This window comes from Nocardioides campestrisoli (assembly GCF_013624435.2).
In the GTDB taxonomy this organism is placed as follows: domain Bacteria; phylum Actinomycetota; class Actinomycetes; order Propionibacteriales; family Nocardioidaceae; genus Nocardioides; species Nocardioides campestrisoli.
In genome coordinates, this window is sequence record NZ_CP061768.1 from 509,434 (window position 1) to 526,539 (window position 17,106).

Sequence of the window (17,106 nt, forward strand, 5' to 3'; positions counted from 1 at the left end):
GCATGTCCACTCCCAGCGCCGCTCCCGTGACCGGCCCCGTCGCCGGACCCGTCACCGTCGCCGTCACCCGGCACGTCGCGCCCGACCACGAGGCCGAGATGCACGCCTGGCTGCAGGCCGGCGACTCGCTGGCCCAGCGGTTCCCCGGGTTCCTGGGCAGCGGCTGGGTCCGCCCGTCGCCCGGGTCGACCGAGTGGCACATGCTCTACCGGTTCGCCGACGCCGCGTCCCTGGAGGCGTGGGAGAGCTCGCCGCAGCGCCGGTGGTGGCTGGACGCCGCGGCCGGCAAGGTGGAGCAGAGCCGGGTGGAGCGGCGTACGGGGATCGAGGGGTGGTTCGACGAGCCCGCCTCCACCGAGGTCGCGGGGGAGCAGCCGCCGCCCCCGGCCCCGCCCCGGTGGAAGCAGATGGTGGTGATCTTCCTGGTCTTCTTCCCGCTCAGCCTCTGCACCAACTGGGCGGCCTCGCACCTGATCCCCGACTGGCCGCTGGTGCCGCGGGTGCTGGTGATCATCAGCGTGATGACCCCGTTGATGACCTACGTCTTCATGCCGTGGGCGACCCGGAAGATGCAGTGGTTCCTGCAGCCGGAGCGAGACTCCCAGAGGTGACCTGCGCCACATAGCATGGCCGGATGGGGGAGTCGAGATGAGCCAGGACCCCTGGGCAGGGCTGCCCGTGGACCCGACCCTGCCCGAGCACGCCCACCTGCGCGCCGGGGATCGTGACCGTGACGCGGTCGCGCAGGTGCTGGCCGACGCGTACGCCGAGGGCCGGATGGACCGCGACGAGCTGGACCAGCGGGCGGAGGCGCTGGCCGGCGCCCGCACCCTGGGAGAGCTGCCGCCGCTGGTCTCCGACCTCGTGGCCCCGTCTGCCGGTACCGGACTCGCGCGGACCGGCGCCCGTTCGCCCGACACGGCCCGAGTCCGGGCCGTGGAGAAGTACGAGCACGAGCGGCGCAGGGCCTGGTGGTCGATGCTCACGGCCACCCTGATCTGCACCGTGATCTGGGTGGCCGGCGGCATGGGGTCAGACTGGAGCTTCGACCCGGCCTTCCCGTGGCCGTTGTTCGTGCTGCTGGGCACCGGGCTGAACTACGGGCGCACGGTCTTCGATCGCGAGGACATGGTGGCCGAGGAGGTACGTCGCCTGGAGCGCAAGGCGCGCAGGCGCGAGGCCAGGAAGCTCGGCCCGGGCCCCGAGCAGAGCCCGGACGAGGACGCCTGAGCGAGGGGGCGTCAGCTCCCTGGCGTGACGTCCAGCACGACCTCGAACTCGAGCAGGTCCGCGCCGGTGGCGACCGGCTTGGCGCGCTCCCCGGCGTGGGCGGTGCGGGAGTCCCCGTCGCGCCAGGCGATGAAGGAGTCCTCGTCCGCCCACTCGGTCAGGACGAAGTAGCGCTGGTCGCCGGCGGTGGGGCGGAGCAGCTTGAACCCCAGGAAGCCGGGGGACTTCTCGACCGAGCCGGCGCGGGCGGCGAAGCGCCGCTCAAGCTCCTCGCCGGAACCCTCGGGGACGGTGATGGCGTTGATCTTCACGACGGACATGTTCCGAGCCTACAAACCATCGGCTCGCTAACGTCAGGGGCGTGGACGTCGACACACTCATCAATCTCGCGCTCGTCCTGGTCTTCGTGCTGATCGGCGGGGTCTTCGCCGGCACGGAGATGGCGATCGTCTCGCTCCGGGCCGGGCAGGTGCGACGGATCCGGCAGAGCGGGCCGCGAGGCGCCCGCACGGCCGACCTGGTGGAGGACCCGAACCGGTTCCTCTCCGCGGTGCAGATCGGCGTGACCGTCGCCGGGTTCTTCTCCTCGGCGTACGGCGGCGCCACGATCGCGCCCGACGTCGCCCCGGTGCTGGTCGGCTGGGGCCTGCCCGAAGGTGCGGCGGACACGGTCGCGCTGGTGCTGATGACGCTGCTGATCGCCTACCTCTCGCTGGTCCTCGGCGAGCTGGTGCCCAAGCGGCTGGCGATGCAGCGCGCGGTCGGCTTCACCACGGTGCTGGCCCCGCCGCTCAACGTCTTCGCCACCCTGGTCCGGCCGGTGATCTGGCTGCTGTCCCGCTCGACCAACGTGGTGGTGCGGCTGCTCGGTGGCAACCCGGACGCGATCGAGGAGGAGATGACCGCCGACGAGCTGCGCGACACCGTGGAGACCCACGGCGGGCTGCGCCCCTACCACCGGCGGATCCTCACCGACGTCTTCCGCTCGGCGGAGCGCCGGCTGACCGCGGTGATGACCCCGCGGCCGGACGTCTCCTTCCTCGACGGCAGCATGACGATCGCCGAGGCGCAGGCGGAGGTGGCGGAGTCGACGTACTCGCGCTTCCCGGTGCTGGGCGAGGACGTCGACGACGTGCTCGGGTTCGTGCACCTGCGCGACCTGCTCACCGTCCCGTCGGAGCGGGCGCAGCAGCCGGTGAGCAGCCTCGCCCGCACCCTGGTGGTGCTGCCCGGCACCAACCAGGTGCTCTCCTCGCTGGCGCAGCTGCGCCGTGAGCAGCAGCATCTGGCGCTGGTCGTCGACGAGTACGGCGGCACCGAGGGGATCGTGACCCTGGAGGACCTCGTCGAGGAGCTGGTGGGGGAGATCTACGACGAGTACGACATCGGGTTCGACCCCGAGGACACGGTGCTCGAGCAGGGCACCGAGATGACGGTCGACGGCTCGCTCAACATCGAGGAGTTCTGCGACCTCACCGGGATGGAGCCGCCGGAGGGCGGCTTCGACACCGTCGGCGGGTTCGTCGTCGAGCGACTGGGCCGGATCGGGGTCGTCGGCGACCGGGTCGAGGCCTCCGGGCTGGTGCTGGAGGTGGTCGAGGCGAGCGAGACCCGGATCCTGCGGGTGCGGGTCAGCCGCGACGACGGTCGCCAGCGGCCCCGGGCGGACGACGGGCGGCCCGGCGACAGGCCTGACAGCCCCGACAGCCCGGACAGCCCTGACAGTCCAGGCGAGAACCATGCGGAGAACACGGGCGAGGGCACGGACGGCGGGCGTGGCGGCGACGCCTGACCGAGCGCCGTTACGCTTCGCAGGTGGCCGATCCTCAGCACTCCGAGTCCCTGGGCATCCCCGTCGCGCCGGCGATCGAGGGGACGACGCACCTGCACAGCGGCAAGGTGCGCGACCTCTACCGGATCGACGCCGGGGAGCACGCCGGCCGGCTGCTGATGGTGGCCAGCGACCGGATCTCGGCCTACGACTTCGTCCTCGGCACCACCATCCCCGACAAGGGCGAGATCCTCACCCGGATGTCGCTGTGGTGGTTCGGCCAGCTGGCCGACCTGGTGCCCCACCACGTCGTCTCCACCGACGTGCCCGCGGCGGTCGCGGGCCGGGCGGTGATCTGCGAGCCGCTGGACATGTTCCCCGTCGAGTGCGTGGCGCGCGGCTACCTCACCGGCTCGGGGCTCATCGACTACCGGGCCTCGGGCGAGGTCTGCGGGGTCCCGCTGCCGGCGGGCCTGGAGGACGGCTCGCGGCTGCCGGAGCCGATCTTCACCCCCGCCACCAAGGCAGAGCTCGGCGACCACGACGAGAACGTCTCCTACGAGGCCGTGGTCGCGACCATCGGCGACCAGGACGCGGCGCAGCTGCGCCGGCTGACCATGGCGGTCTACGCCCGCGCGGAGGGCATCGCCCGCGAGCGCGGGATCATCCTGGCCGACACGAAGCTGGAGCTCGGGCGACGGGTCACGACCGGCTCGACCGGCTCGACCGGCTCGACCGGGGAGATCGTGCTCGGCGACGAGGTGCTGACCCCGGACTCCTCCCGGTTCTGGCCGGCCGACGAGTGGCAGCCCGGCCGCACGCAGCCGTCGTACGACAAGCAGATCGTCCGCAACTGGCTCACCGGCCCGGACTCGGGCTGGGACCGCGCCTCCGGCGAGGCGCCGCCGCCGCTGCCCGCCGAGGTGGTCGAGCACACCCGCGCGAGGTACGTCGAGGCCTACGAGCGACTCACCGGCGAACGGTTCTGAGTCGTGGGGTTCACGGTCAGCCAGGACTTCGCGAGACCCGTCGGACCCGTCTTCGACTACCTCGCCGACCCGCGGAACCGGCCGCAGTGGCAGTCGAGCCTGCGCCGCGTCGACATGCTCAGCCTGGGGGAGCCCGGCCTCGGGACCACCTGGTACGACGTGACCTGGCCCGGACCGCGCCCGCTGATGGAGATCACCGGCTGGGAGAAGAACGTGCGATGGGTCGAGCACGGCCGCTGGCGCGGCCTGGCGGTCACCCTCGACCTCGTCTTCACCCCGCTCGAGGAGTCCCTGACCCGGGTGCGGGCGACCACCGTCACCCACGCCCCCGGCTGGCGACGCGCGCCGGGCCTGGTGCTCGACCTGGCGGGCCCCGCCGCGGCCCGGGCGGACCTGCGGCGGGCGGCCCGCCGGGTGCAGCGGCTCGGCACGGACTGAGCACGGACTGGGCACGGACTGGGCACGGCGCGTCCACCACGGACCTCCTGCGCGCCGTTGTGACCGGGCGCATACCGTGTGCGCATGACGAATCTTGCGTCCCTCCTCGAGGGCTCGGCCGCCAGCTACCCCGACCGTGACGCGGTCGTCCTCGGCGACACCCGCCTGACCTACGCGCAGGTCGACCAGTTCGCCAACATGTGCGCCAACCTGCTCGTCTCCCGCGGCATCAAGCCCGGCGACAAGGTGGCGCTCTCCTGCCCGAACCTGCCGTACTTCTCGATCGTCTACTACGGCATCCTCAAGGCCGGCGCGACCGTCGTCCCGCTGAACGTGCTGCTGCGCGGCCGCGAGGTGGCCTACCACCTGCAGGACTCCGACGCGAAGGCGTACTTCTGCTTCGAGGGCACCCCCGAGCTGCCGATGGCGCAGGCCGGCCACGAGGGCTTCGAGGCCGCCGAGGACTGTGAGCACTTCTTCGTCATCACCGCCGACCTGGGCGCGGCCTCGCCGGTCGAGGGCTACGAGACGATGGCCCAGGCGATGGGCAGCCAGTCGGCGGAGTTCCGCGCCGTCGACGTCGAGGACGACGACACCGCGGTGATCCTCTACACCTCCGGCACCACGGGTCAGCCCAAGGGCGCCGAGCTGCGCCACCGCAACATGCTCTCCAACGCGCTGGCCGGCGAAGTCCTCTTCGGCGCCGACCCCGAGCGCCCCGACACGTACCTGTGCGTGCTCCCGCTCTTCCACTCCTTCGGCCAGACCGTGATCCAGAACGGTGCCTTCGCCAACGGCGGCACCGTGGTGATGCTGCCGCGCTTCGAGCCGGTGGCCGCGCTGCAGCTGATGGCCAAGGAGAAGGTCACCTTCTTCGCCGGCGTGCCGACGATGTTCTGGGGGATGCTCGGCTCGCTCGACGACGCCGGGGTGGACGTCAAGGAGCTCGCCGCCAACCTGCGGGTCGCGATCTCGGGCGGCGCGGCGCTGCCCGCCGAGGTGCACCGCGAGTTCGAGCGTCGCTTCGGCATCACCATCATGGAGGGCTACGGCCTCTCGGAGACCTCCCCGGTCGCGTCCTTCTCGGTCTTCGGCGAGCCGGCCCGCGTCGGCTCCATCGGCCCGGCCATCCCCGGCGTCCAGATGCGCCTGATCGACCCCGACCCGGCGCAGTGGCGCGACGCCGAGGGCGACATCGGCGAGATCGCGATCAAGGGCCCGAACGTGATGAAGGGCTACTACGGGCGCCCCGAGGCCACCGAGGAGGCGGTCCGTGACGGCTGGTTCCGCACCGGGGACCTGGCGCGGGTGGACGAGGACGGCTGGTACTACATCGTCGACCGGTCCAAGGACATGATCATCCGCGGCGGCTTCAACGTGTACCCGCGCGAGATCGAGGAGGTCCTGCTCACCCACCCCGACGTCTCGCTCGCCGCGGTGATCGGTGTCCCGCACCCCAGCCACGGCGAGGAGATCAAGGCCGTGGTGATCCGCAACGCCGGCGCGAGCGTCACCGAGGAGGAGTTGGTGGCGTGGGCCAAGGAGCAGATGGCGGCCTACAAGTACCCGCGCATCGTGGAGTTCCGCGACTCCCTGCCGATGACGGCGACCGGCAAGATCCTCAAGCGCGAGCTCGACTGAGGCACCGGCGATGGGTCGCGTGCTGGGGGTCTCGCTCGGACTGCTGATGGTGGTCGCGGGCGGCCTGTGGACCTTCCAGTCGTTCGGCTGGCTCGGGACGATGGCCGAGGGTGACGTCAGGGCCACCCTCGGCCCCGCGCTGGCGGGTCTCGGCGTCGCCCTCGTCTACGTCGCCGTGCGCGGCCAGCGATAGACTTCGAGCGGACTTCCCCCGCTACCAGGAGCTGCCCCGTGGCCACAGTCGTCGTCGACGTCATGCCCAAGCCCGAGATCCTCGACCCGCAGGGGAAGGCCGTCCTCGGCGCACTCCCGCGGCTCGGGTTCGACGGCGTCACCGACGTGCGGCAGGGCAAGCGCTTCGAGCTGACCGTCGAGGGCGAGATCACCGACGAGGTGCTCGCCGAGGTCCGCAAGATGGCCGAGACGATCCTCTCCAACCCGGTGATCGAGGACTTCGAGGTCCACGTCGAGAGCCGCTCGGTGGCCGAGGTCGCCGCAGGGGAGGGCCGGTGAAGGTCGGGGTCGTCACCTTCCCGGGTTCGCTGGACGACGTCGACGCCCAGCGCGCCGTGCGGCTCGGCGGCCACGAGGCCGTCGCGCTGTGGCACGGTGACGAGGACCTGCGCGGGGTCGACGCGGTCGTGCTCCCCGGCGGCTTCTCGTACGGCGACTACCTGCGCTGCGGCGCCATCTCGCGGTTCTCCCCGGTGATGACCGAGGTCGTCGCCGCCGCCGGGCGCGGGATGCCGGTGCTCGGCATCTGCAACGGCTTCCAGATCCTCTGCGAGTCCCACCTGCTGCCCGGTGCGCTGATCCGCAACGAGGCCCAGCGCTTCGTCTGCCGTGACCAGCGGCTGCGGATCGAGAACAACCGCACCCCCTGGACCGCGTCGTACGCCGAGGGCCAGGAGGTGACGATCGCCCTCAAGAACGGCGAGGGCAACTACGTCGCCGACGCCGCCACCGTGGAGCGGCTCGAGGGCGAGGGGCGCGTGGTCGCCCGCTACCTGGGCCGCAACCCCAACGGCTCGGTCCACGACATCGCCGGGGTCACCAACGAGGCCGGCAACGTGGTCGGCCTGATGCCCCACCCCGAGCACGCGGTGGAGGACCTGTGCGGTCCCGGCACCGACGGGCTCGGCTTCTTCACCAGTCTCGCGGAAAGCGTCTTCGCATGAGCCCCACCACCCTCTACCGTGCGGTGGCCCGCGCCGAGGCCGTCACCTGGGCGCTGCTGCTGACCGGGATGTTCCTCAAGTACGTCACCGACACCACCGAGCTGGGCGTGCGGATCGGCGGGATGCTGCACGGGGCGGTCTTCATCGCCTACTGCCTGACCACCGTGCTGCTCTGGATCGACCAGCGGTGGTCGCTGCGGCAGCTGGTGCTCGGGCTGCTGGCTGCCGTGCCGCCGTTCGTCACCATCCCGTTCGAGATGCATGCCGAGAAGCAGGGCCTGCTCGGTGCCGGCTGGCGGCTCCGCACCGAGGAGCCCGCCGGCCTGCTGGAGAAGCTCGCCGCCTGGCTGGTGCGCAAGCCCCTGCAGGGCGTCGTCGTCGGGGTCGCCGCGGTCGCGGTGCTCTTCGCCGGCGCGATGGTCGCCGGTCCGCCGGTCTGATCCAAGCAGCCGCGGTCTGATCGAGCTGGCAGTCTGATCGAGCTGCGCGCCGCCCTCCGCATCAGTCGGCGTCGGGCGGCATCAGCCGGCGTCGGGCGGCGCAGAGTCGTGCGTCAGAACCGGCCGTTCTGCAGCTGCGCCCAGGTGGCGGCGTTGGTGATCCCGCTCGCCGCGAGCCCGCGCCGGGACTGGTAGGTCTTGACCGCGGCTTCGGTGGCCAGGTCGTAGACCCCGGTGCCGGCGAGCCTGCCGGCGCCCGCGGCGTTCAGGGCCCGCTGCAGGCGGTAGACCACCGGACCGGCCGAGCCGACCTTGAGCACGGCCGTCTCGCCGGTCGCGTGCAGGGCGACCCAGTGCCGCTTGCGGAACTTGGGCCCGGGCGTCATCTTGTGCGCCGCCTGGAAGGCGCGTGCCGCGGCCCGGGTGCGCTTGTTGTACTTGCCGCTGATCCCGTGCGAGTAGTAGCCCTGCTCGGCGAGCGTGCACTGGAGGATCTTGACCCGCTTGGGGTTGGCCTTGCTCGGCTTCAGCAGGTGGTAACGCGGGTACGTCGTCCGCATGCCCGAGCAGCGCGTCTCGGGCGCCGCGACGCTGCCGCGTCCGAGCTCGAGGTAGTTGCTGTCGATGTTGATGGTGACCCCGCCCCAGGTCTCCTTGTGGTCGCCGCGGTACTGCTTGACCCGGCCGCCGGGACGCCAGCCGTCCTCCGCGATGTAGCTGGTGGAGGTGTTGGCGACGCCGTCCCAGCGGGCGATCCAGATCTGCTGGGGGAGCCGGAACTGGCCGGGGCGCTTGAGCCGGGCGTCGTCGAGCATCTTGATGCCCGAGCCCGCGCTGGAGTAGACCCCGGAGACGAACCCGCGGGCCTCGATCTGGTCGACCCAGGCGTGGATGAACCGCAGGGCGGACTCCCGGCAGTGGGTGTTGGCCAGGTCGAACCCCTCGAGGTCGTACCAGAGGGTGCTGCCGGGAGCGAGGCCGTAGGCCAGGGCGTCGTCGGCGTTCTTGTTCGCCTCCGTGGCGCCCTGCTTGCGGGCCGCCGGGTAGCTGCCGTCCCCGGGGGCGGGCGAGATGGTGAAGTCGTCGGAGTAGCGCGGGAACCGCGGCTGGCAGGAGGCCTGCGGGCCGAGCGCGATCGGGAGCAGCCGCCAGCCCTTCGCCAGCTGCGTGCTGATCCAGGTGGGGCTCAGGTTGGGCTGTGTGCGGCAGGCGCGTGAGTCACCGGAGATGTAGATCCCGACAGCCAGGAAGGGCGAGCTCTCCAGCCAGGCGTCCATCGTCTTCTGGGTCGGCGCCACGCACTGGTCGAATCCGTAGCCGGTGAAGTCGCCGGGGGTGGCGATGTTCTGCCGTCGCCGCTCGGAGGCTTCGGCGGCCCCCGCCGAGGAGGTCGTGGCCACCAGCAGGCCGGAGGCCAGCAGGAGGGTCGCCAGGGCGGCCGTGAGGGAGGCGAGGGGACGGGTGCGGCGCATGGCGGATCTCCAGAAAACGGGGGAAGTCGCAGGCACCTTAACCTCAGAAGTCACACCGGTCCCAGGGTTCACAGTGAACTACCACGGGGTAGTTCGTCTCGGTCGCACGCTCGCACGGACGCGCCGACCGCTGGACCGGACCCCGGCGGTCTGGACGCGCCGCCCTACGCTTGTCCCCCTCGGGGGAGAGGAAGAACGATGGGGCAGGGATCGACCGTGTGCCCGCACTGCGGCGGGCCGGAGCAGATCGCACCGAGCTGCGTCACCTGCGGTGCCCTGCTGTGGTTCCAGCAGCCCGTCCCCGACGACGTCGCGGACACCGACGAGCGGGTCTACGTGGGCCTGGCCGCGATCTCCGCGCTCTCCGGGACCGGCACCAGGCCGGCTGCCGCCGCGCCCGCGCCGGGAGCGGGCACCGGTGGCAGCGCCGAACCGGTCGAGGGCCGCAGCGCCCGGGTGGTCGCCACGGCCGCCGTCTTCTCCCTGCTCGCCGCCACCGTGCTGGGCGGGTGGTGGTTCCTGGACCGGCAGGCCGAGCAGGCCGCCCCGGCCACTGCTCCGGGCGGCCCGGAAGCCGGAGGCACCGGCGCTGACCCCGCGCCGGGCGCGGGAGCCTGCTCCGGCGAGTACGTCGTGGTGCTGCCCGGAGCGGCTCGGACCCGGCTCCCGTCGGGTGCCGGAGGTGACGGCCAGGCGGCGTGCGCCGATCTCGCCGCGGCCGTCGCGGCCAGCCCGGCGTCGTACGAGGGACCGCTGCGCAGTGCCCGCGCGGCCTGCCGCCGGCGTGGCGAAGTCGGGGGCAGCGAGGTGCACGTGCGCGAGCTGGCTGAGGATGCCGGACCCCGGTTCGCCTGCAGCTGCCTGGTCGCTCCCCGCAAGCTGCCCGACCTCGCACCGGTGGGCGTCGAGGGGGCGGGCGTGGGCCGCGGCGGGCCGGTCTCGGACGCCCAGGTGCTGCTGCACGCGGCCGGCTACAACCCCGACCTGTTGGTCGGCGGCTCCTTCGGGTCGCGGACCGTCGACTGGGTGCGCGAGCTCCAGGCCGACGCCGGCCTGGAGGTCACCGGGCGGGTCGACCGGGACACCTGGAAGGTGCTCCTGGGCACGTGCGGGTGAGGCGGCCGGGGTCGCCTAGGCTGGGGGTCGTGGCCGCCGCTCCGCAGAACCTCGACACCGTCTCCGTCGCCGCGCAGGACCCCGAGCGGTCCCAGCCCTGGGCCGATCTGGGCCTGAAGGCAGACGAGTACGACCGGATCCGGGAGATCCTGGGTCGCCGCCCCACCAGCAGCGAGCTGGCGATGTACTCGGTGATGTGGAGCGAGCACTGCTCCTACAAGTCCACCAAGGTGCACCTCAAGCAGTTCTCCGAGATCCCGCAGGAGACCCCGGTCGGCAAGATGCTCGCCGGCATCGGCGAGAACGCCGGCGTGATCGACGTCGGCCAGGGCTACGCCGTGACCTTCAAGGTGGAGAGCCACAACCACCCCTCGTTCGTCGAGCCCTACCAGGGCGCCGCCACCGGCATCGGCGGTATCGTCCGCGACATCCTGGCGATGGGCGCCCGCCCGGTCGCCGTGATGGACCCGCTGCGCTTCGGCCCGCTCGACGCCGACGACACCCAGCGGGTGCTGCCCGGGATCGTCGCCGGGGTCGGCGGCTACGGCAACTGCCTCGGCCTGCCCAACATCGGCGGCGAGGCCGTCTTCGACGCCACCTACGCGGGCAACCCGCTGGTCAACGCCCTGTGCGTCGGCGTGCTCCGGCACGAGGACCTGCACCTGGCCAAGGCCTCGGGAGTCGGCAACCAGGTGATCCTGTACGGCGCGCGCACCGGCGGCGACGGCATCGGCGGGGTGAGCGTGCTGGCCAGCGAGACGTTCGACGCGCACGACGACGGCAGCAGCGGGCCGGCCAAGCGGCCCAGCGTGCAGGTCGGCGACCCGTTCATGGAGAAGCTGCTGATCGAGTGCACCCTGGAGATCTTCGCGGCCGGCCTGGTCGCGGGCATCCAGGACCTCGGCGGCGCCGGTCTCTCCTGCGCCACCTCCGAGCTGGCCAGCGCCGGCGACGGCGGGATGCATGTCGAGCTCGACCGGGTCCCGCTGCGCGACTCCACGCTCGCGCCCGAGGAGATCCTGATGAGCGAGTCGCAGGAGCGGATGATGGCCGTCGTCGAGCCCGGCGACGTCGAGGCCTTCATGGCGATCTGCGCCAAGTGGGACGTCGAGGCGGTCGTGGTCGGCGAGGTCACCGACACCGGCCGGCTGGAGATCGACTGGCACGGCGAGCGTGTGGTCGACGTGCCGCCGCGCAGCGTCGCTCACGACGGTCCGACGTACCACCGCCCGTTCGCCCGCCCCGACTGGCAGGACGCGCTCCAGGCCGACGCCGCCGAGGCGCTGCCCCGCCCGGCGGGCGGCGACGAGCTGCGGGAGACGGTGCTGCGCCTGGTGGCCAGCCCGAACCTGTGCGACAAGTCGTGGATCACCGACCAGTACGACCGCTACGTGCGCGGCAACACCGTGCTGGCGCAGCCGTCGGACTCCGGCATGGTCCGGATCGACGACGAGACCAACCTCGGTGTCTCGGTCTCCACCGACTGCAACGGCCGGTTCGCCAAGCTCGACCCGTACGCCGGCGCGCAGCTGGCGCTGGCCGAGAGCTACCGCAACGTCGCCACCGGCGGGGCGCAGCCCCTGGCGGTCTCGGACTGCCTCAACTTCGGCAGCCCCGAGGACCCGGCCGTGATGTGGCAGTTCGCCGAGGCCTGCCGCGGACTCAAGGACGCCTGCGCCGAGCTCGGCGTCCCGGTCACCGGCGGCAACGTCAGCCTCTACAACCAGACCGGCGAGACGGCGATCCTGCCCACGCCGGTGGTGGCGGTGCTCGGCGTGATCCAGGACGTCACCCGGCGCACCCCGAGCCACTTCCCGGCCGCCGGCGAGCGGCTCTTCCTGCTCGGCGAGACCCGCGAGGAGCTCTCGGGCTCGGAGTGGGCGCACGTGGTGCACGACCACCTCGGCGGCACCCCGCCGCGGGTCGACCTGGCCGCCGAGCGGGCCCTGGCCGAGCTGCTGGTCGAGGCGAGCGGTGCCGGGGTGGTCACCAGCGCGCACGACCTCTCCGACGGCGGCCTGGCGCAGGCGCTCGCCGAGGCGTCGTTCAAGCACGGTGTCGGTGTCGAGGTCTCGCTCGCCGAGGTGGCCGGGGGCGACGCGTTCGTCGCGCTCTTCTCCGAGTCCACCGCTCGGGCGCTGGTCACCGCGACCGACGAGCAGGCCGAGGCGCTCACCGCGCTCGCGGCACGGCACGGGGTGCCGGTCACCGCGATCGGGACCACCGGCGGTGACGCGATCGCCGTCGAGGGTGAGTTCTCGGTGCCGGTGGCCACGCTGCGTGAGGCGTGGTCGGCCACCATGCCGGCGGTCCTAGGCTGACCCCATGTCGACCGTCGTCGCCCTGGCCACCCCTGCGCTGATCGAGGCGGTGGGGGAGGTGCCAGGCGTCGAGACGGTGCTCTGGGACGGCCGCGAGCTGCCGGACCGGGCCGCCGAGGTCGAGCTCGTGGTGGCCCCGTACAACACCGCGGGCCTGCCCGACCTGAGCGGCTTCCCGCGGCTGCGGGTGGTCCAGGTGCAGTCGGCCGGGTACGACGGGATGGTCGAGCAGCTGCCTCCGGGCGTCGCCCTGGCCAACGCGACCGGTGTGCACGACGACGCGACCGCCGAGCTCGCACTCGGCATCACCCTGGCCAGCCTGCGGGGCATCGACGACGCGGTCCGCAACCAGGGCCGGTGGATCCGGGACCTGAGCCGCCGCTCGCTCGCCGACAGCCGGGTCCTGGTGCTCGGCTACGGATCGATCGGGCGTGCGGTGGTCGAGCGGATGCTCGCCTGCAAGGCCGTCGTCACCGGTGTGGCCAGCCGGCCGCGCCCCGACGACCTGCTGGACTCCGTGCACGGGCCCGACGACCTGCCGCGGCTGCTCCCGGAGACCGACGTGCTGGTGGTGGTGCTGCCGCTGAGCGAGGCCACCCGGCACGTGGTGGACGACGCGTTCCTCGCCCAGCTGCCCGACGGGGCGCTGGTGGTCAACGTGGGGCGCGGACCGCTGCTCGACACCGACGCCGTGCTGGCCCACGCAGGCCGGCTGCGCTTCGCCCTGGACGTGACCGACCCCGAGCCGCTGCCGCCCGAGCACCCGCTCTGGCAGGCGCCCGGGGTGCTGATCACCCCGCACGTCGCCGGCGGCACGACCGCGATGCTGCCCCGGATGGCGGCCTTGGCCCGCGCCCAGATCGAGGCGTACGTCGCGGGGGAGCCGCTGCGCAACGTGGTGCACGCGCCTGACGGCGGGCAGGGGTAGCTGGGGCTCTCGGCGTGAAGCCCGGTTCAGCCAGCCCGGTTCAGCCCAGCCCGGTTCAGCTCAGCCCGGTCAGCTCAGCCCCGCCAGCAGCTGGGCGAGCAGGATCTTGGTGATCATCGCCGCCGGGTAGACCAGGGCGTAGCCGACCGCGACCCGCGGGTCGGAGCCCGTCCGCTCGTCGGCGTACGCGAGCACCGCGGGCTGGGTCTGCGCCCCGCCGAGGACGCCCGCGGTCTGTCGGCTGGGGCTCCGGGCGAGGGCGGCGGCGACCAGCAGCAGCACGGCGGCGACCGTGGTGATCGCGATGCCGAGCAGGATCACCTTCCACCCGACCGGGGAGGTGATCGTCTCGACCAGCGCACCGCCGGCGGTGGTCCCGGCGTAGGCGAGGAAGGTGATCATCCCCAGGCTGGAGATCGTGCTGGCGGCGCCGTGCGGCATGGAGGTCACCAGCGGCCCGATCCGGCCGACCCGCCCGAAGATGAGCCCGAGGATCAGCGTGCCGGCGGCCGCCCCGAGGCTGAACTCGCCACCCCCGGGGAGCGGCACCGGCACCAGCCCGAGCAGGATCCCCAGGGAGATGCCGAGCGCCAGGCCGATGGGGTTGATGTCGGAGAGGCCGCGCTCGGAGTCTCCGAGGTAGCGGTTCACCTCGTCCATCCGGTCCAGCGGCGCGATCACCCGAAGCCGGTCGCCCATCTGCACCACCAGCTCGGGCTGCGCGACCATGTCGACGTCTCCCCGGCGCACCCGGCTCGGCACCGCACCGAACTGGTCCAGCCCGAGCTCGCTGACGGTCAGCCCCGCCAGGGAGGCGTTGGACAGGGTGATCCGCCGGTAGTCCAGCTCCCAGCGCTCGCCGACGATGTCGTGGGAGGAGGGGTGGCCGAGGTCTGCGGTGACCCGGTCGACCACCTCCGCCGGTCCGACGACGGTGACCAGGTCGCGCGGTCCGATCGTCTGGCCCTCCTCCGCGACCTCGGTCGGGTTGGCGGCGTGCTCGTGCTTGAGCCGGCTGAAGGTGACGTGGTCGTCGTACCGCGCCATCAGGTCGGCCACGCTGATCCGCTCGGGTCGGTCCACCCGGATGGTCTGGTGCACCAGCGGTGCGGCAGCGGCCTCCGAAGGGCGGCGCAGCACCCAGGCGGCGGCCAGCATCATCCCGACCACGCCGAACAGGTAGCTGAGCGAGTACCCCACGGTCGGCCGCGAGCCCCCGACCTGCTCGGTGGCGGCCGCCAGGGCCGGGGTGTTGGTCAGCGCCCCGGCGAACGTCCCGGCGACGATCGGCGGCCGGAGGCCGAGCAGGTTGCCGACGAGCACGGCGGTCACGGCGGCCAGGCAGAGCACCACGACGGTCCCCACGATCAGCCGCCACCCGGTGCGCAGCGAGGAGAAGAAGGTCGGGCCGCCGATCACCCCGACCGTGAAGGTGAACAGGACCAGACCGAGCGTGCCCAGCAGGTGGTTCAGCTCCAGCGAGACGTCGTTCGCGGCGCCCAGGGCCGAGACGCCCAGCGCCGCGAAGAGCACGGCGGCCGGACCGACCGGCACGCCCAGCAGGCGCACCCGACCCAGCAGCGCCCCCAGGGCGAGCAGCGTGGTCAGGAGCAGGATCTCTTCGTCGTCGAGGAACTCCAGTACCGGGTCCATCCGGCCATGATCACGTCCACGGGTCGGGAGGGACAGGGGCCCGGGTCCCTGTCCCTCCCGGGTCCTCCGCTCAGCTCGAGCGCCGCATCGCCCGCACGCCCACCACGAGGCCGAGGGCGGCGACGACGGCGGCGCCGGCGTACCCCGCCGCGACCGTCTCGACCGGGAACGTCCCGGCGAACAGTGCCCGGACGGCCTCCACGACGTACGTCATCGGGTTGAGGTCCGAGGCGACCTGCAGCCAGCGCGGAGCGCCGTCGATCGGCAGCAGCACCCCCGCCAGCAGCAGCACCGGGAAGAGCACGGTCTGCTGGACGGTCCAGAACATCCAGTCCGCTCCCTTGGCCGCGAGTGCGAGCGCGAAGGACAAGGCGCCCACGCCCACGCTGAACAGCGCCAGCACGCCGAGGCTGACCAGGACGCCGGGCAGGTGCAGCTCGAAGCTGAACGGGGTGACCACGACCAGGATCACCGCGGTCTGCATCAGCATCGGCACCACCTCCTTGAGCGCCCGTCCGACCAGCAGGGCGGAGCGCCCGAGCGGCGAGACCAGCTGACGCTCGTGCGAGCCGGTCTGCATCTCCTCCAGCAGGTTGGCGCCGGTGAAGGAGGCCCCCATCAGGCACGTCATGGCGATGATCCCCGGCACGAACCACTGCAGCGCGGAGCCGCCGTCCGCGGTCTTCGGCAGCAGCGGGCTGAACAGGGCGAGGAAGACCAGCGGCTGCACCATCGCGAAGAGGACCGACGCCGGCTCGCGCCACACCGGCTTGAGCTCGCGGGTCGTCACGGTCGCGACGTCGGTGAGGAACCGAGCGCCCCGCACGGGGCGGGCCGAGACGGTCATGCCGGCGGTGGTGTCGGGCGTCCGGGTGCTCATGCCGCCACCTCGCCCTCGGACGCGGTGCTGAGGGCATCGGTCCCGGCCCCGTCGTGGGACTCCCGCAGGCTCCGCCCGGTGAGGTGGAGGAAGACGTCGTCCAGGGTGGGCCGGGCCACCTCGAGCCCGGCGGCCGGGCAGCCGGAGGCGTGCAGGTCGACCAGCAGTCCCGGCGCCTGCTCGTGCCCGCGGACGGCGCGGAGGGTGAGCGTGCTGCCGGTGACCTCGACCCGGGTGTCGTCCCCGAGCCGGTCCGCGCGGGTCGCGGCCGCCCGCGCGGAGTCGGGGTCGGCGAAGGAGAGGGTCAGCCGGTCGCCCAGGCCGGCCTTGAGCGCCGCGGCCGTGTCGTCGGCGATCAGCCGGCCGTGGTCGATCACCAGCACCCGCTGGGCCAGCGCGTCGGCCTCCTCCAGGTAGTGCGTGGTGAGCACGATGGTGCTCCCGGTCTCGGCGTGCAGCCTGCGCACCAGGTCCTGCAGGTTCGCCCGGTTCTGCGGGTCCAGGCCGGTCGACGGCTCGTCGAGGAAGAGCACCTGCGGCAGGTGGACCAGCCCCATGGCGATGTCGAGACGGCGGCGCTGTCCGCCCGAGAGCGTGGCCACCTTCTGGCCGGCCGCGGCCTCCAGGTCGAGCGCGGTGATCAGCTCGTCGGCGCGCTCGCGGGACCGGGCCCGGGTCAGCCCGTAGGCGCGGCCCTGGCTGACCAGCTCGTCGCGCCCGAGCTGCTGGTGCCCGGCGCCGTTGCCCTGCCCGACGTAGCCGAGGGACCGGCGTACGTGGTGCTGCGCGCTGACCACGTCGTGCCCGGCGACCGAGGCGGTGCCGGAGGTCGGGGCGAGCAGGGTGGTGAGCATCCGGAGCGTGGTGGACTTCCCGGCGCCGTTGGGACCGAGGAAGGCGACGAGCTCGCCGGGCGCGATCTCCAGGTCGAGACCGGAGACCGCCTCGACGGTCTTCCTGTGCGCGGTGAAGTGCCGGGTCAGTCCTCGGGTGAGGATCGCCGGCGCGGACGATGAGGAGCGAGTGTGAGGTGTCATGCCCACCACGCT

18 protein-coding genes are annotated in these 17,106 nt (G+C 72.7%); 13 read left to right on the forward strand and 5 right to left on the reverse strand.

Features of this window, described 5'->3' with window-relative positions; all coding sequences use genetic code 11:
- Window positions 1-2: 2 nt before the first annotated feature.
- Window positions 3-611, forward strand: a complete 609-nt coding sequence (locus H8838_RS02450) for an antibiotic biosynthesis monooxygenase (protein WP_219923866.1) — start codon at window positions 3-5, stop codon at window positions 609-611.
- Between the two features lie 37 nt (window positions 612-648).
- Complete coding sequence (locus tag H8838_RS02455; protein WP_185995269.1) at window positions 649-1,230, forward strand: DUF1707 SHOCT-like domain-containing protein; 582 nt, start codon at window positions 649-651, stop codon at window positions 1,228-1,230.
- An 11-nt stretch (window positions 1,231-1,241) separates the two neighbouring features.
- Here H8838_RS02455 and H8838_RS02460 read toward each other — a convergent pair whose 3' ends face one another.
- Entirely contained in the window at window positions 1,242-1,550 is a 309-nt protein-coding gene (locus H8838_RS02460; protein ID WP_185995268.1) for an antibiotic biosynthesis monooxygenase family protein, read from the reverse strand.
- Window positions 1,551-1,591: 41 nt separating this feature from the next.
- On the opposite strand from H8838_RS02460, the gene H8838_RS02465 reads away from it, so the two are divergent.
- From H8838_RS02465 to H8838_RS02500, 8 genes are all read left to right on the forward strand, one after another.
- The gene (locus H8838_RS02465) at window positions 1,592-3,022 is read left to right on the forward strand and encodes a hemolysin family protein (RefSeq protein ID WP_185995267.1); all 1,431 of its coding nucleotides are present in this window, start codon (window positions 1,592-1,594) and stop codon (window positions 3,020-3,022) included.
- Between the two features lie 23 nt (window positions 3,023-3,045).
- The gene (locus tag H8838_RS02470) at window positions 3,046-3,990 is read left to right on the forward strand and encodes a phosphoribosylaminoimidazolesuccinocarboxamide synthase (RefSeq protein WP_185995266.1); all 945 of its coding nucleotides are present in this window, start codon (window positions 3,046-3,048) and stop codon (window positions 3,988-3,990) included.
- A gap of 3 nt (window positions 3,991-3,993) precedes the next feature.
- The gene (locus H8838_RS02475) at window positions 3,994-4,428 is read left to right on the forward strand and encodes an SRPBCC family protein (RefSeq protein ID WP_181309637.1); all 435 of its coding nucleotides are present in this window, start codon (window positions 3,994-3,996) and stop codon (window positions 4,426-4,428) included.
- An 84-nt stretch (window positions 4,429-4,512) separates the two neighbouring features.
- Window positions 4,513-6,069, forward strand: a complete 1,557-nt coding sequence (locus tag H8838_RS02480) for a long-chain-fatty-acid--CoA ligase (RefSeq protein WP_185995265.1) — start codon at window positions 4,513-4,515, stop codon at window positions 6,067-6,069.
- Between the two features lie 10 nt (window positions 6,070-6,079).
- A complete protein-coding gene (locus tag H8838_RS02485; RefSeq protein WP_181309635.1) occupies window positions 6,080-6,262 on the forward strand; it encodes a hypothetical protein in 183 nt (60 codons plus the stop codon).
- 38 nt (window positions 6,263-6,300) lie between these two features.
- Window positions 6,301-6,582: a phosphoribosylformylglycinamidine synthase subunit PurS gene (gene purS, locus H8838_RS02490; RefSeq protein WP_181309634.1), complete on the forward strand. Its 282-nt coding sequence runs from the start codon at window positions 6,301-6,303 to the stop codon at window positions 6,580-6,582.
- Window positions 6,579-7,247: a phosphoribosylformylglycinamidine synthase subunit PurQ gene (purQ, locus tag H8838_RS02495; protein ID WP_181309633.1), complete on the forward strand. Its 669-nt coding sequence runs from the start codon at window positions 6,579-6,581 to the stop codon at window positions 7,245-7,247. The genes purS and purQ overlap by 4 nt, the downstream gene beginning before the upstream one ends.
- Window positions 7,244-7,687: a DUF3817 domain-containing protein gene (locus H8838_RS02500; protein ID WP_185995264.1), complete on the forward strand. Its 444-nt coding sequence runs from the start codon at window positions 7,244-7,246 to the stop codon at window positions 7,685-7,687. Before purQ ends, H8838_RS02500 begins: the two co-directional genes overlap by 4 nt.
- A 113-nt stretch (window positions 7,688-7,800) precedes the next feature.
- Here the strand turns inward: H8838_RS02500 and H8838_RS02505 are convergent, their stop codons facing one another.
- Window positions 7,801-9,159: a glycoside hydrolase domain-containing protein gene (locus H8838_RS02505; RefSeq protein WP_185995263.1), complete on the reverse strand. Its 1,359-nt coding sequence runs from the start codon at window positions 9,157-9,159 to the stop codon at window positions 7,801-7,803.
- Between the two features lie 198 nt (window positions 9,160-9,357).
- Between H8838_RS02505 and H8838_RS02510 the strand changes: the two genes are divergently transcribed.
- The 3 genes from H8838_RS02510 to H8838_RS02520 are packed head-to-tail and all read left to right on the forward strand — an operon-like array spanning window position 9,358 to window position 13,524.
- The gene (locus H8838_RS02510) at window positions 9,358-10,275 is read left to right on the forward strand and encodes a peptidoglycan-binding domain-containing protein (protein ID WP_185995262.1); all 918 of its coding nucleotides are present in this window, start codon (window positions 9,358-9,360) and stop codon (window positions 10,273-10,275) included.
- A gap of 29 nt (window positions 10,276-10,304) precedes the next feature.
- Window positions 10,305-12,596, forward strand: coding sequence for a phosphoribosylformylglycinamidine synthase subunit PurL (gene purL / locus H8838_RS02515; protein WP_185995261.1), 2,292 nt, complete (start codon window positions 10,305-10,307; stop codon window positions 12,594-12,596).
- Between the two features lie 4 nt (window positions 12,597-12,600).
- Entirely contained in the window at window positions 12,601-13,524 is a 924-nt protein-coding gene (locus tag H8838_RS02520; protein ID WP_185995260.1) for a 2-hydroxyacid dehydrogenase, read from the forward strand.
- Window positions 13,525-13,593: 69 nt separating this feature from the next.
- Here H8838_RS02520 and H8838_RS02525 read toward each other — a convergent pair whose 3' ends face one another.
- From H8838_RS02525 to H8838_RS02535, 3 genes are all read right to left on the reverse strand, one after another.
- Complete coding sequence (locus tag H8838_RS02525; RefSeq protein WP_185995259.1) at window positions 13,594-15,177, reverse strand: aspartate:alanine exchanger family transporter; 1,584 nt, start codon at window positions 15,175-15,177, stop codon at window positions 13,594-13,596.
- Between the two features lie 70 nt (window positions 15,178-15,247).
- Entirely contained in the window at window positions 15,248-16,057 is an 810-nt protein-coding gene (locus tag H8838_RS02530) for an ABC transporter permease (RefSeq protein WP_224766332.1), read from the reverse strand.
- The gene (locus tag H8838_RS02535) at window positions 16,054-17,094 is read right to left on the reverse strand and encodes an ATP-binding cassette domain-containing protein (RefSeq protein WP_185995258.1); all 1,041 of its coding nucleotides are present in this window, start codon (window positions 17,092-17,094) and stop codon (window positions 16,054-16,056) included. The genes H8838_RS02530 and H8838_RS02535 overlap by 4 nt, the downstream gene beginning before the upstream one ends.
- Window positions 17,095-17,106 lie beyond the last annotated feature (12 nt).